This is a genomic window from Polaromonas sp. AER18D-145, assembly GCF_002379095.1.
Lineage (GTDB): Bacteria > Pseudomonadota > Gammaproteobacteria > Burkholderiales > Burkholderiaceae_C > Polaromonas.
This window is the reverse complement of record NZ_NBZV01000009.1, coordinates 54,539-68,108: the sequence shown is the minus strand read 5'-3', so window position 1 is coordinate 68,108 and position 13,570 is coordinate 54,539. Positions and strand designations below refer to the sequence as shown.

12 protein-coding genes are annotated in these 13,570 nt (G+C 66.2%); 11 read left to right on the top strand and 1 reads right to left on the bottom strand.

Translation table 11 applies throughout. The features are described from left to right. Nucleotides 1–52 precede the first annotated feature (52 nt). From B7G52_RS07105 to B7G52_RS07095, 3 genes are read left to right on the top strand one after another with little or no spacing between them, the layout of a single operon-like run. A complete protein-coding gene (locus B7G52_RS07105; protein ID WP_096696967.1) occupies nt 53–775 on the top strand; it encodes an SET domain-containing protein in 723 nt (240 codons plus the stop codon). 12 nt (nt 776–787) lie between these two features. Then, nucleotides 788–1,654 carry a biotin--[acetyl-CoA-carboxylase] ligase gene (locus B7G52_RS07100; RefSeq protein ID WP_096696924.1) on the top strand — a complete coding sequence of 289 codons (867 nt, stop codon included), beginning with the start codon at nt 788–790 and terminating at the stop codon, nt 1,652–1,654. Continuing rightward, nucleotides 1,648–2,337 carry a hypothetical protein gene (locus B7G52_RS07095; protein ID WP_096696923.1) on the top strand — a complete coding sequence of 230 codons (690 nt, stop codon included), beginning with the start codon at nt 1,648–1,650 and terminating at the stop codon, nt 2,335–2,337. The genes B7G52_RS07100 and B7G52_RS07095 overlap by 7 nt, the downstream gene beginning before the upstream one ends. A 92-nt stretch (nt 2,338–2,429) precedes the next feature. Here the strand turns inward: B7G52_RS07095 and B7G52_RS07090 are convergent, their stop codons facing one another. Beyond that, complete coding sequence (locus B7G52_RS07090) at nt 2,430–3,362, bottom strand: LysR family transcriptional regulator (RefSeq protein WP_096696922.1); 933 nt, start codon at nt 3,360–3,362, stop codon at nt 2,430–2,432. Between the two features lie 201 nt (nt 3,363–3,563). Between B7G52_RS07090 and B7G52_RS07085 the strand changes: the two genes are divergently transcribed. The 8 genes from B7G52_RS07085 to B7G52_RS07050 all read left to right on the top strand — a co-directional run bounded on the left by B7G52_RS07085 (nt 3,564) and on the right by B7G52_RS07050 (nt 13,420). Beyond that, nucleotides 3,564–5,750, top strand: a complete 2,187-nt coding sequence (locus B7G52_RS07085) for an indolepyruvate ferredoxin oxidoreductase subunit alpha (RefSeq protein ID WP_096696921.1) — start codon at nt 3,564–3,566, stop codon at nt 5,748–5,750. Continuing rightward, a complete protein-coding gene (locus B7G52_RS07080) occupies nt 5,747–7,402 on the top strand; it encodes an indolepyruvate oxidoreductase subunit beta family protein (protein ID WP_096696920.1) in 1,656 nt (551 codons plus the stop codon). Before B7G52_RS07085 ends, B7G52_RS07080 begins: the two co-directional genes overlap by 4 nt. Nucleotides 7,403–7,631: 229 nt before the next feature. Next, nucleotides 7,632–8,609 carry a TRAP transporter substrate-binding protein DctP gene (gene dctP / locus B7G52_RS07075; RefSeq protein WP_096696919.1) on the top strand — a complete coding sequence of 326 codons (978 nt, stop codon included), beginning with the start codon at nt 7,632–7,634 and terminating at the stop codon, nt 8,607–8,609. A gap of 66 nt (nt 8,610–8,675) precedes the next feature. Next, a complete protein-coding gene (locus B7G52_RS07070) occupies nt 8,676–9,206 on the top strand; it encodes a TRAP transporter small permease (protein WP_240523353.1) in 531 nt (176 codons plus the stop codon). Between the two features lie 73 nt (nt 9,207–9,279). Then, the gene (locus tag B7G52_RS07065; protein WP_096696918.1) at nt 9,280–10,602 is read left to right on the top strand and encodes a TRAP transporter large permease subunit; all 1,323 of its coding nucleotides are present in this window, start codon (nt 9,280–9,282) and stop codon (nt 10,600–10,602) included. A 188-nt stretch (nt 10,603–10,790) separates the two neighbouring features. Continuing rightward, nucleotides 10,791–11,210 (top strand): response regulator, encoded by a 420-nt coding sequence (locus B7G52_RS07060; RefSeq protein ID WP_096696917.1) that lies wholly within the window; start codon nt 10,791–10,793, stop codon nt 11,208–11,210. Nucleotides 11,211–11,326: 116 nt separating this feature from the next. Next, nucleotides 11,327–12,610 (top strand): MFS transporter, encoded by a 1,284-nt coding sequence (locus tag B7G52_RS07055; protein WP_170954701.1) that lies wholly within the window; start codon nt 11,327–11,329, stop codon nt 12,608–12,610. 6 nt (nt 12,611–12,616) lie between these two features. Further along, complete coding sequence (locus tag B7G52_RS07050) at nt 12,617–13,420, top strand: transglutaminase family protein (RefSeq protein ID WP_096696916.1); 804 nt, start codon at nt 12,617–12,619, stop codon at nt 13,418–13,420. Nucleotides 13,421–13,570 lie beyond the last annotated feature (150 nt).

Sequence of the window (13,570 nt, the reverse complement as noted above, 5' to 3'; positions counted from 1 at the left end):
CTACAATAGCTGCTTCGCGCGTACGCACGCGCGCACCCGCATGTGCGCGCACATGCATGAATTAACCATACCAAAAAAATACGCCGTGTCAAAAACTCAGGTCTCTGCCCCCCTTTCCAGCCCGCCCGCCAGGCCCGCGCCTGACACCGGCCGCCGGATTCAAACCCGCGTTTCCAACGTCCATGGCAAGGGGGTGTTTGCCGTGCAGGACCTCGCCGAAGGCGAGACGCTGATCGAATACGTGGGCGAAGTGGTCACCTGGAAAGAAGCCCTGCGCCGCCACCCACACGACCCGAAGGACCCGAACCACACCTTCTACTTTCACATCGATGAAAAACATGTGATCGACGCCAAGTACGGCGGCAACTCCTCGCGCTGGATCAACCACAGCTGCAACCCCAACTGCGAGGCTGACGAGCAGGACGGCCGGGTCTTCATCAAGGCGCTGCGCAACATCAAGGCCGGCGACGAGCTGTTTTACGACTACGGCCTGATCATCGACGCGCCCTACACCAAGAAGCTGCTGGCCGAGTACCCCTGCTGGTGCGGCGCCAAAAACTGCCGCGGCACGCTGCTGGCCCCCAAAGACGACAAGCCGGGCAAGAAGGAAAAAAAGAAGAACAAGCTGGAAAAAGCCTCCGGCGCCGACCAGCCCGTGAAGGGCAAGCAGCTCAAGAAAGCGCTCAACAAGGAACTCAAGAAAGTCCTGAAGAAGGCCGGCAAGACCGGAAAAGCCGGGAAGGCCGACAAACCAGGCAAAGGCAAAAAGGACTGAGCGGTCCCTGCCGTGCATCCCGCTCCTGCTGCCCCCATCCGATGGCCCGCCGAGGCCCTCTGGGAAGCCGTGGCGCCCGTGCTGCCCGGTTTCACGGTCGAGGTGCTGGCGCAGATCGACTCCACCAACACCGAGCTGATGCGGCGCTTTCGGTCCGCCGGGCCGGACGCGTGCGGACCGGTGCTGCTGGTGGCGGAGCAGCAGACTGCCGGCCGCGGCCGCATGGGCCGCAGCTGGCAAAGCAGCGTCGGCGACAGCCTGACCTTTTCACTGGGCCTACCGCTGCAGCCGGCCGACTGGTCGGGCCTGTCGCTGGCGGTCGGCATCAGCATTGCCGAAAGCCTGGAGCCCGGCAACCCCGCCGCACCCGCCATCCGCCTCAAGTGGCCCAACGACCTGTGGCTGGGCGATGCCGGCGGCGACTCCAAACTGGCCGGTATCCTGGTCGAAACCGCCAGCTGGGGCGAGCAGCGTTATGTGGTCATCGGCGTCGGCATCAATGTCCGACCGATGGCGCAGCCGCTGGCCCCTGCGGGCGCCGGCCAGCCGGCCGCGCTGGCGCCCGGCGCCCTGCAGACGCTGCTGCCCGGCATCGACGTGGCGCAAACGCTGCTGCGCGTGGCGGCCCCGCTGGTGCAGGCGGTGCAGGCCTTCGGCCTGTTTGGTTTTGCGCCGTTTCAGGCCCGGTTTGCGGCGCGCGACGCGCTGGCCGGGCGCGCCGTGCAGCTGTCCGACGGCACCCAGGGCGTGGCCCACGGGGTCGGTGAACACGGCGCGCTGCTGGTGCATACTGCGGCTGGCATGAAAGAAATCACCAGTTCCGAAGTCAGCGTCCGGCCCGTGACGACCCCCACCGCAGGCAGCGCGCGCCCATGCTGAGGCTGCTGGTGTTGCTGCTGGCGCTGGCCAACGTGGTCTATTTCGCCTGGTCGCAGGGTGCGCTGGCACCGCTGGGCATGGCGCCCAGCGTGCAGACCGAGCCCCAGCGCCTGGCCACGCAGATCCGGCCCGAAGCGATCCGCCTGCTGACGGCCGACGAAGCCCGGCAACTGGAGACCAGCGGCAGCGCCGCCCGACCGGCCAATGGCGCCAGCGCCACGGCCGAAGCCACCGCCGAATGCCTGCAGGCTGGCCTGTTCAACGAGCAACAGACCACGGCGCTGCGGGCCAGACTGGAGAAAGTGCTGCCCGCCGGCAGCTGGCAATTCGAAAGCAGCGCCGAGCCGGCGCGCTGGATTGTCTACATGGGCAAATACTCCAGCGAGGAAGCGCTGGCCAAAAAACGCAACGAGTTGCGCCAGCGCGGCGTGGCCTTCCGCGCGGTCAACAACGAGGCGCTGGCCCCCGGGCTGGCCCTGGCCAGCTTTGCGCTGCAGGCCGACGCCGACAAGGAGCTCGCGCGGGTGGCCAGCAAGGGCGTGCGCACCGCCCGCGTGGTGCAGGAGCGCGCCGAGGCACGCGGCCAGCTCCTCAAACTCGCGGCGGTGGATGCCGCGCTGCGCGCACAGCTCGACACGCTCAAGCCGCAGCTCGAAGGCAAGCCGCTGCGGCCCTGTCTTTGAAGCGCCGCACGTCCGGTTCGCTACACATTCCATAGCTGCTCACGCCCGGTTTACATGGGCTGGTGGCCCATCCGGCCTCAAAACCCGCCGGCTCAGCCGGCCTCCGTACGCACCGGCCGTTTGAACAGCTTGTGCACCAGCGCGCGCATCCACTGGTGCGCCGGGTCCTTGTCGGTGCTGCTGTGCCAGACCAGGCGGACCTCATAAGCCGGCACGCCGGGGATGCCCCAGACCCGGCAGTCGTAACGCTGGCGCAGGTTGCGCGCATACATTTCCGGCACGATGGACAGCAGGTCCGAGCTCAGCGCGAGCTCGGGCAGCGCGCCAAAATGGCGGGCCCGCAGCACGATGCGGTCTTCCAGCTTCATGCGCGCCAGCATCTGCTCGACACTGCCGTGAAAAGTCGCCGTCGGCGCGGCCACTACAAACGAGGCCTCGGCCAGCTGCTGCGGAGTCAGGGCGCGGCCGCTGCGGCCGGAGGCGGGCCGCCACTGCGGCGCGGCGATCGCCACATAACGCTCGCGAAACAGCAGCTCGGTGCGTATGCCGCGGTGGCGCGGTTGCAGGATGCCGATGGCCAGGTCGATCTCGCGCGCCTCCAGCGCGGCCGCCACGTCGCTGGAGGCCACCGAGATGTTGGACAGCCGCGCCCCGGGCGCCTGGCTGCGCATGGCGCCGGCCAGTTCCGGCAGGAACAGCATTTCGCCCAGATCAGACAGCGACAGCCGCCAGTGCATGTCGCTGCTGGCCGGGTCGAACTCCTCGTGGCCGGTGACCAGCGTCTCCAGCGCCAGCAGCTGCGCCAGCACCGCGGGCGCCAGCTGCTCGCACAGGCGCGTCGGCTTCAGGCCGGACGGCGCGCGCACAAACAGCTCGTCTTCGAAAAAGTCGCGCAGCCGGGCCAGCGCATTGCTGGTGGCCGGCTGCGACAGCGCCAGGGTCTTGCCGGCCAGCGTCACCGAGCCGGTGCGGTGAATGGCCGCCAGCACGCGCAGCAGGTTGAGGTCGAGTTGGCGGAAATTCATCGCCGCGCCTTTCGCAAAAAATTCTGGGAAGGGTTCTCAGGGTTGTCCCGAATTATTGATCAAACGAATGTGCTTCATTCATACAATCCATTTGCATGATGCCTTCAAGCTGCGTAAATTGCGCTGCAAACGGAAGGCCATTGATGCAGCAAGCACCTATTTTTCAGACCCTGGACGCCGTTGCGGCCAACGGGACGGCGCATGGCTGAACGTTCGTTTGCCGCCGAGGTGGAAAAACTGCGTCTGGGCGCGGGGGAAGAGTTTCGCGGCGAAGGCATCCTGGCCGTCACCAAGGCGCTGCTGCAGTCGGGCGTGGCGTATGTCGCCGGCTACCAGGGCGCACCGATTTCGCACCTGATGGACGTGCTGACCGACGCCAACGACATCCTGCAGGAGCTCGGCGTGCGTTTCGAGCACAGCGCCTCCGAAGCCACCGCCACCGCCACACTGGCCGCGTCCGTCAACTACCCGCTGCGCGGCGCCGTGACCTTCAAGTCCACCGTCGGCACCAACGTCGCCTCCGACGCGCTGGCCAACCTGGCCTCGGGCGGCGTGACCGGCGGCGCGCTGCTGATCGTCGGCGAGGACTACGGCGAGGGCTCGAGCATCATGCAGGAGCGCTCGCACGCCTTTGCCATGAAGTCGCAAGTCTGGCTGATGGACCCGCGCCCCAACCTGGAAAGCATTGTGCAGGCCGTGGAAATGGGCTTTGAACTCTCCGAGGCCAGCCGCACGCCGGTGATGCTGGAGCTGCGTATACGTGCCTGCCATGTGCACGGGCGTTTCCCGACCAAGGACAACAAGCGCTCGGCCTTCACGCTGAAGGACGCGATGGAAAACCCGCAGCGCGACGCCAGCCGCATCGTGCTGCCGCCGGCCAGCTATGCGCAGGAACAGGAAAAAATCACCGAACGCTGGCCGGCTGCGGTGAAGTTCATCCAGCAGCACCAGCTCAACGAGTTTTTTGCCGAAGATGCGAAAGACTTCGGCATCGTCATGCAAGGCGGGCTGTACAACAGCGTGCTGCGCTCGCTCGAGCTGCTGGGCCTGGCCGATGCGTTCGGGCAGTCGCAGGTGCCGCTGTATGTGCTGAACCTGACCTACCCGCTGATCGACGACGAGTTCAAGCGCTTCTGCGCCGGCAAGCGCGGCATTTTGCTGGTCGAGGAAGGCCAGCCCGACTTCATCGAGCAAAACGTCAACACCATCCTGCGCCGGGCCGACCTGCAGACCCGCGTACACGGCAAGGACGTGTTGCCCATGGCCGGCGAATACACCGGCGGCGTGGTGCTCAAGGGCCTGGCCCGCTTCATCACCCTCTACGCGCCCGAGCTGCTGGAAGGCCGCGAGCTGCCGCTGGCGGCGCGGCCCGCGGCCACCGGCCTGGCGGTCCTTAGCGGCAACCCCAAGGCCTTTGCGATCCAGGCGGCCGCCGCCGAAGTGCAGGCCCGGCCGCCCTCGTTTTGCACCGGCTGCCCCGAGCGTCCGATCTTCACCGCGATGAAGCTGCTCGAGCGCGAGCTCGGCCAGCACCATGTGAGCTGCGACATCGGCTGCCACCTGTTTTCCATCCTGCCGCCTTTCAACATCGGCGCCACCACCATGGGTTACGGCCTGGGCTGGGCCGGGGCCTCGGCCTTCAACACCAGCGAAACCTCCAAGCGCACGATCGCCATGATGGGCGACGGCGGCTTCTGGCACAACGGGCTGACCAGCGGCGTCGGCAACGCCGTGTTCAACCAGACCGACAATGTGTTGCTGGTGGTGGACAACGGTTATTCGGCCGCCACCGGCGGGCAGGACGTGCTGTCGTCCAAGGCCGTCAACCCGCTGCGCAGCACCAACAACCCGATCGAGAAAGCCGTGCGCGGCGTCGGCGTGAAATGGGCCAAAACGGTGACCAACACCTACAGCCTGGCGCAGATGCGCGACACCCTGCGCGAAGCGCTGACCACGAAAGAAAAAGGCCCCAAGGTCATCATTGCGCAAAGCGAATGCATGCTGAACCGCCAGCGCCGCGTCAAGCCGCAGATCCGCAAGATGATCGCCGGCGGCGAGCGTGTGGTGCGCGAACGTTTCGGCATCGACCCCGACACCTGCACCGGCGACCACTCGTGCATCCGGCTCTCGGGCTGCCCCTCGCTGACCATCAAGCCCAACCCCGACCCGCTGCGGCGCGACCCGATTGCCACCGTGATCGACAGCTGCGTCGGCTGCGGCCTGTGCGGCGAAGTGGCGCACGCCGCGGTGTTGTGCCCGTCTTTTTACCGCGCCGAAATCATCAACAACCCGACCGCCTGGGACGGCTTCAAGCTGAAGCTGCGCACCGCGGTGATCGGCTGGCTGCAAAATCGCATCGAGCGCCGGCTGGAAGGGATTGCGGCATGACTGAAACACTGCTGACATCGGGCCGTCCCGCACTGAGCGCCGCCGGGCCGCCCCATCCTTCGACCCCTTCGACAAGCTCAGGACAGGCAAGCTCAGGACGAACGGAGGCCACCTCGGGCGGCACCCTTCGACAAGCTCAGGGCGAACGGACGCCCGTGCGCAGCATCACGATCGCGATTCTCGCCATGGGCGGCGAAGGCGGCGGCGTGCTGGCCGACTGGCTGGTGGACCTGGCCGAGCAGAACGGCTACTTCGCGCAGACCACCTCGGTGCCCGGCGTGGCGCAGCGCACCGGCGCCACCGTGTATTACCTCGAGATGTTCCCCGAAGCCGCCGTGCCCGCGGGCCGCATGCCGGTCATGGCGCTGAGCCCGGTGCCCGGCGAGGTCGACATCGTGATTGCCTCGGAACTGATGGAAGCCGGCCGCGCACTGCAGCGCGGCCTGGTCACGGCCAACCGCACCACCTTTGTGGCCTCCACGCACCGCGTGTATTCCATGACCGAACGCACCGCCATGGGCGATGGCCGGGTCAGCTCCGACAAGCTGCTCGAAGGCGGGCGCGCCGCGGCCCGGCATTTCATCAGCGCCGACTTTGCCCGGCTGGCCGAAGACACCGGCAGCCTGATCAGCCCCACGCTGTATGGCGCGCTGGCCGCCACCGGCCGCCTGCCCTTTACCCGCGCGCAGTTCGAAGCGACGATCACGCGCGGCGGCGTCGGCGTGAAATCCAGCCTCCAGGCCTTTGCCGCGGGTTTTGCCGTGGCGCAGCAAACGCTGGCACCGCCTGCCCCCGCAGCGGCCCTGCCAGCCGCCACGCCCATGCCGCCGGTCGGCGCGCGGCTCGCGGCACTGGCGCAGCGCATTGAACAGGACTTTCCGGCCACCAGCCATGCGACGCTGGCCGCTGGCATTGTGCGTGCGGCCGACTACCAGGATGTGGCCTACGCCGCGGCCTACCTGGACCGCCTGCAGCCGCTGCTGGCCCGCCTGCCGGCCGACCCTGCGCTGGCCGCCGAGCTGCTGGACGAAACCGCGCGCCACCTGGCGCTGTGGATGTCGTACGAAGACACCGTGCGTGTGGCCGACCTGAAAACCCGGCGCTCGCGTTTTGCGCGCGTCGGCGGCGAAGTCAAATTGAGCAACGCGCAGCACCTGGGCATCAACGAGTTTCTGCATCCGCGCGTCGAGGAAATTGCCGACACGCTGCCGGCCGGCCTTGGGCGCTGGCTGCTGGCCACGCCCTGGGCGCGTGCCTGCATCGAGCCCTTCACGCGCAAGGGCCGCATCGTGCAGACCAGCTCGATACGCGGCTACCTGCTGCTGTACGCCATTGCCGCGTTGCGCCCACTGCGCCCGCGCTCGCTGCGTTTCCAGGTGGAGCAGCAGCGCATCAGCGGCTGGCTGGCCAGCATCGAAAACCTGGCGACCACCCATCCGGCGCTGGCGCTGGAAGTGGCGCGCTCGCAGCGGCTGGTCAAGGGTTACGGCGACACCCATGAACGCGGCTGGCGCAGCTACCAGCGCGTGATGGCCAAGCTGCCGCAACTCCAGACCCTGCCGCAGGGCGCCCAGACATTGCAGGCCCTGAGCCAGGCCGCGCTGGCCGACGACAGCGGCAAGGCGCTGGACCAGATGCTGGCCACGGTGTAGGCCAGCGCCGCGCGTATGGGAGGCCATCCATGAATGACAGTTACTTCACTACCGTTCGCCCTGAGCCTGTCGAAGGGCCCTTCGTCCTGCTCGGGACAGGCTTCGACAGGCTCAGCCCGAACGGCAAGGTGTTATGTTTGCCAAAAACAACCTCAGTGGTAGTCGCCCGCATTGACGGGTGTTTGTGCAGAGCGGATCATCGATAACAAACCAACAGGAGACAGACCCCATGAAAGTCAGCTTTTTAAACACCGTCAGGACGGTTTCGGCCGTGCTGGTCGCCGCCAGTTTTTCGGGCGGCGTCGCCGCGCAGGAAGTCACGCTGCGCCTCGTCAGTGCGTTTGCCGAAAACGGCATTTACGTGCAGCGCCTGCAGCCCTGGATCGCCAAGGTCAACGCCGAAGGCAAGGGCGTGCTGCAGATCAATTTCCTCGGCGGCCCGAAAGCCATCCCAACCTTTGAAGCCGGCAACGCGGTGAAAACCGGCGTGGTCGACATGGCGCTGAACACCGGCGCGTTCTACACCAACGTCATGCCCGAGGCCGACTTCCTCAAGCTCACCCAGATCCCCGTGGCCGAGCAGCGCAAGAACGGCGCCTTCAACGCGATCAACAAGGTCTGGAACGAGAAGGGCAACATGCAGTACCTGGCCCGCATGGTCGAGAACCAGCCCTTCCACATCTACACCAACAAGAAAGTCGACAAACCCGACCTGACTGGCCAGAAGATCCGCATCACCCCGGTGTACCGCGACTTCTTCCAGTCGCTCAATGCCAACGTCATCACCACGCCACCGGGCGAGGTCTACACCGCGCTCGAGCGCGGTGTGGTCGACGGTTACGGCTGGCCGATCGGCGGCATTTTCGACTTGAACTGGCACGAAAAAACCAAGTTCCGCATTGACCCCGGTTTCTACGACGCCGAAGTCTCGCTGATCATGAACCTGCCGGCGTACAAAAAGCTCACCGACACGCAGCGCAACTACCTGCAAAAACAGCTGCTCGCGCTCGAAGCCGAAAACACCTTCTGGGCCAAGTACACCACCACGGAAACCGCACGCCAGCAGGCCGCCGGCATCCAGACCATCCAGTTTGATGCCGCCACGTCCAAGGCCTTCCGCGACAAGGCTTACGACATCGGCTGGGCCGGTGCGACCAAGCAGAGCCCGGACATCGCCGCCCGCTTCAAGGCGCTGTTTTCCAAATGAAGAGGAAGCCGCAGCCGGCGCATGGCCGCCTCACCCGCCTGTGTTCTGGCTGCGGTGGCTTGACTCATGATTGACCGCCTGTCGACCCACTACGGCAGGGCGCTCAGCGCGCTGGCCATGCTCGGCTGCGCCATCCTGATGGCCATGATGCTGATCATCGTGGCCGATGTGGCACTGCGCAACCTGCCCATTCCCGGCTTGCCGCAAGGCCTGGCCTGGAGCAATGAAATCTCCGAACTCATGCTCTACCTAATCACCATGTGTGTGGCGCCCTGGCTGCTGCGCCAGGGCCAGCACATCCGGGTCGACATCATGCTGCAGGCGCTGCCGCCCCGGCTGGCCTGGACGCTCGAATGGGTCGGCGACCTGATCGGCTTCGCCTGCTGCGTGGTGATCGCCTGGTATGGCACGCAGGCCGCCTGGTCAAGCTATACCTCGGGCGCCGTCAACATCAAGACCCTGGTCACCCCCGAATGGTGGGCACTGGCGCCGCTGCCACTGGTCTTTGTTCTTCTTGGAATTGAAATGATTTTTCGCATGATCCGGCTGCAACGCGGCCCGCGCGCTCCGCGCCACGACGCCGTGGGTTCGGCATGATCCATTCGCACGGCCGCCCGAAGAATGGATCGCTCCCGCTTGGCGGGAAGGCGCGTAGCGCCAGGGTGCTGTCATGAGCGGCTGGGGCCTGGCCGCCTGGCTGATGCTGGGTGGCTCCACCGTGCTGCTGTTCATCGGCATGCCGGTGGCGCTGACCTTCATCACCATCAACATCATCGGCGCCTGGCTTTACATGGGCGGCGAACCCGGGTTGATGCAGCTGGCACGCAGCAGCGTGACTTCGGTCACGGCTTTTTCACTGACGCCGATTCCGCTGTTTGTGCTGATGGGCGAGATCCTGTTCCACACCGGCCTGGCGCTCAAGGTCATTGAAGGCGTGGAGCGCCTGATCAAACGTGTTCCTGGCCGGTTGGCCGTGGTGGCCGTGGTGGCCGGCACGGTGTTCTCGGCGATCTCGGGCTCGACGATTGCCACCACCGCCATGCTGGGCTCGCTGATGCTGCCCATCATGCTGGCGCGCGGCTACCACCCGACGATTGCCACCGGCCCCATCATGGCCATCGGTGCGGTGGACATGCTGATTCCGCCCTCGGCACTGACGGTGCTGCTGGGTTCGCTGTCGGGCATCTCGATTTCCAAGCTGCTCATCGGCGGCGTGATTCCGGGCGTGATTCTTTCGGTGGCCTTTGTGCTGTGGATCATCATCCGCGTCAGCATCAGCCCCAAGCTCGCGCCGGCCGACAGGGACGACGTGGTGCAACACCGCGGCTGGGCACGCTGGAGCCTGTTTTTTGCCTATGTGCTGCCTACGCTGTCGATCTTCGGCGTGGTGGTGGGCGCGCTGGCCGCTGGCTGGGCCACCCCGACCGAATGCGCCGCCCTTGGCGCCTTTGCCACCATGCTGCTGGCCCTGTGTTACCGCGTGCTGACCTGGGACGCGGTGATCAAGGCGCTCAAGGGCACGGCCGGCATCTCGGGCATGATTCTGTTCATCATCCTGGGCGCCACGACCTTTGCGCAGATTCTGTCGTTCTCGGGCGCCAGCAGCGGCCTGGTGCAGTTCATCACCGGCCAGGGCCTGTCGACCAACATGATTGTGGTCGGCATGATGCTGATGCTGATTTTCCTGGGTATCTTTGTCGACCAGGTCAGCATGATGATGATCACGCTGCCCATCTTCATGCCCATCGTGCAGGCACTCGGCATCGACCCGATCTGGTTCGGGGTGATGTTCCTGATCTGCATGCAGTTGGGCCTGCTGCTGCCGCCGCACGGCCTGCTCCTGATGACCATGCGCGGCGTGGCGCCGCCGTCGGTCACCATGGGACACATCTTCATCGCGGTCGTGCCTTATGTGGTCATGAGCCTGATCCTGCTCGCGGCGGTGTTCTGGATGCCGGCGATTGCGACCTGGCTGCCCAAGCTGATTGGATAGCTCGCCTCCGGGATCGCTACTTTTTTCATAGCTGTCCGCGCCCGTCTGACATGGGCTAGAGCCCTGTTTTGCTATAAACGCAGGCCCTGCGCGACACGTGGGATAACGCCTACAGGCCAAGGCGCCCCTGGCCCACAGGTGCAGCCGCCGCAGCGGCGTACGGTTACCCCTTCATTAAAAGGGGAGCCATGTTGCTCAGCACTTTCCTTGTCGAAGACAAGCCCGAGATACGCGACACCGTGGTCGAAGCCATGGAAGAAGTGGCGCCGCTCAAATTCGTCGGTCATGCCGCCAGCGAGGCCGCAGCCTGCCAATGGCTGCGCACCTTCAACGACGACTGGCAGCTGGCCATTGTTGACCTTTTCCTCAGCGAGGGTTCCGGCTTTGGCGTGTTGCGCGACTGCCAGGGCCGCAAGCCGAACCAGAAGGTGGTGGTGCTCACCAGTTATTGCCACAAGAACATCACGGACCGCTGCCTGCAGCTGGGCGCCGACCGGGTGTTCGACAAATCCGCCGACCTGGAAGAACTGGTGGCCTATTGCAGGGCCCATGCCGACAGCCTCGACGGCCTGGCGTTGCCGCCCAGCCAGACCGGCCTGATGCACTGAGGCTGAAGCTCCTTCCCGTTTTTATCCCGCACCCGGCTGTCACGCCGGACCCGATCCGGAAACCATGACCCTGCAGGTCGTTCCGCGCGCCAGGCAGGTCGTGTAACCTCACCGGCATGACCGCCGCCCCCTCGCCACCCCACGCCGCACACGCGTCGCCCGCCTTGCCTGACCCCCGCGCCATTCCCCCGCGCGCCATCTGGGTCATGCTGTTTGCGCTGATCACCGCGTTTGCGCTGAGCCAGGCCTGCCGCACCGTGGCCGCCATCATGGCCACGCCGCTGCAGGCTGACTTTGGCCTGAGCGCCCAATCGCTGGGCCTGTTTGCCGGCGCCTTTCACTTTGCCTTTGGCGCCATGCAGCTGTTCATGGGCATAGGCATTGACCTGCACGGCGTGCGGCGCACCGTGCTCACCGCGTTTCCGGTGGCGATTGCCGGCGCGGCCGTGTCGGCGCTGTCCACCAGTTTCGGCATGCTGGTGGCCGGCCAGGTGCTGATCGGCATCGGCTGTGCGCCGGCCTTTCTGGTGTGCACGGTGTTCATCGCGCGGCACATGCCGGCGCACCGCTTTGCCGCCATCTCGGGCCTGGCCATGAGTGTGGGCGGCATCGGCCTGCTGCTGACCGGCACGCCGCTGGCCTGGCTGATCGAGGCCAGCTCGTGGCGCATGGGTTTCTGGGTGCTGGGCGGCTGGGGCGTGCTGGCCTGGGGGCTGATCTGGGCGCTGGTGCACGAACCGGCCCACCCCATGGACGCGCTGAAAAAGAAAGAGTCCGTGGGCCAGGCCCTGGCCGGCTTTGGCGCGCTGTTCACGCTGCCGCACACCTGGGGCATTTTGTTGCTGGCCAGTGTGGGCTATGCGTCCTTCGTCTCGCTGCGCGGCCTGTGGCTGGGGCCGCTGCTGATCGAGCGGCACGGCTTTTCACTGGTGCAAAGCGGCAACGTGGCGCTGGTGATGTCGCTGGTGTCGCTGGCCGGCCCGCCGCTGTTCGGCCGGTTCGACCCCGGGCCGGCCACGCGGCGCCGCTGGATCACCGGCTTCACGCTGGGGGTGGCCGGCCTGTTTGCCGCGTTTTCCTTCACGCACAACGCGCTCATCGACGTGGCGGCGCCCATCGTCATCGGCCTGCTGTCGGGTTACATGATTCTTCAATACGCCGACGTGCGCGCCGCCTACCCCGCGGCCATGACCGGCCGCGCCCTGTCGGTCTTCACCATGGCGATGTTTCTGGGCGTGGCCACCATGCAGTGGTTCACCGGCGTGGTGGCCTCCGTGGCCTCGGCCCACGGCGTGGAGCCTTTCACCGCCGTGTTGGCCAGCATTGCCGCGCTGCTGGCGCTGGGCGCGCTGGCCTTCACCGTGTTGCCCCAGCCGGCGCCGCAGGCCACCCACGCCTGAGCCGCCATGAAACTCAAAGCCACCTGCACCATGACCGTGAACACGGCCGCCGACTGTCCCATCGTTGCCATGCTGCGCCCGCGCAGCGGCCAGGCGCAGTGGATCGTCAGCGACCGTTATGAGCTGCAGCCCTGGGTGCCGACCACCGAGTACGTGGACAGCTACGGCAACCTGTGCCAGCGCCTGGTGCTGCCGGCCGGTGAGATGCGCATCGAGGTTGAAGTGGTGATGGAGGTCGAGGACCAGATCGCGGTGCAGCCCGATGCGCCGCACACGCCCGTGGCCGAGCTGCCCGACGACGTGCTGCTCTACCTGCTGCAAAGCCGCTACTGCCCGTCGGACAAGATGTCGGAAAAAGCGCGCGAGATCGTCGGCGACACGCCGCCCGGTTATGCGCAGGCAGAAACCATCCGCGGCTGGATCAACGCCAACCTCGACTACCAATACGGCGTGAGCGACGCCAGCACCGACGCCATGGACTCGCTGGCCCACGGCGCCGGCGTGTGCCGCGACTTTGCGCATGTGGGCATCGCGCTGTGCCGCAGCCTGCAGATTCCCGCGCGCATGGTGGTGGGTTACCTGCACGCGCTGGACCCGATGGACCTGCACGCCTGGTTCGAGGCCTTTGTGGGCGGGCGCTGGTACACCTTTGACGCCACGCAGAAAGCGCCGCGCGGCGGCCGCATCGTGCTGGCCTATGGCCGCGACGCCGCCGATGTGGCCTTCATCTCCGACTACGGCCCGCAGCCGCTGGAAGTCAGCAACATGAAGGTACAGGTCAGCGAAGTGACCAACACCGCGGCCGCCTGAGGGCGACTTGCGGGCCTTCTACTCGCTCTGCTTTTGATAGCTGCTTGCGCTTACCCCACAAGGGCTGGAGGCCGATTCGACGCACAAACGCAACTACTCAGGTCGTCTGGGCTGGTTTGACTCCCTCTCCCGGAGGGCGAGAGGGCAAGA

Bases quoted from the DNA above. Each gene is read 5' to 3' on its own strand.
- B7G52_RS07065 (WP_096696918.1), top strand. From the start codon at position 9,280: ATGAGCGGCTGGGGCCTGGCCGCCTGGCTGATGCTGGGTGGCTCCACC.
- B7G52_RS07090 (WP_096696922.1), bottom strand. From the start codon at position 3,362: ATGAATTTCCGCCAACTCGACCTCAACCTGCTGCGCGTGCTGGCGGCC.
- B7G52_RS07055 (WP_170954701.1), top strand. From the start codon at position 11,327: ATGACCGCCGCCCCCTCGCCACCCCACGCCGCACACGCGTCGCCCGCC.
- B7G52_RS07085 (WP_096696921.1), top strand. From the start codon at position 3,564: ATGGCTGAACGTTCGTTTGCCGCCGAGGTGGAAAAACTGCGTCTGGGC.
- B7G52_RS07080 (WP_096696920.1), top strand. From the start codon at position 5,747: ATGACTGAAACACTGCTGACATCGGGCCGTCCCGCACTGAGCGCCGCC.
- B7G52_RS07070 (WP_240523353.1), top strand. From the start codon at position 8,676: ATGATTGACCGCCTGTCGACCCACTACGGCAGGGCGCTCAGCGCGCTG.
- B7G52_RS07060 (WP_096696917.1), top strand. From the start codon at position 10,791: ATGTTGCTCAGCACTTTCCTTGTCGAAGACAAGCCCGAGATACGCGAC.
- B7G52_RS07050 (WP_096696916.1), top strand. From the start codon at position 12,617: ATGAAACTCAAAGCCACCTGCACCATGACCGTGAACACGGCCGCCGAC.
- dctP (WP_096696919.1), top strand. From the start codon at position 7,632: ATGAAAGTCAGCTTTTTAAACACCGTCAGGACGGTTTCGGCCGTGCTG.
- B7G52_RS07095 (WP_096696923.1), top strand. From the start codon at position 1,648: ATGCTGAGGCTGCTGGTGTTGCTGCTGGCGCTGGCCAACGTGGTCTAT.
- B7G52_RS07105 (WP_096696967.1), top strand. From the start codon at position 53: ATGCATGAATTAACCATACCAAAAAAATACGCCGTGTCAAAAACTCAG.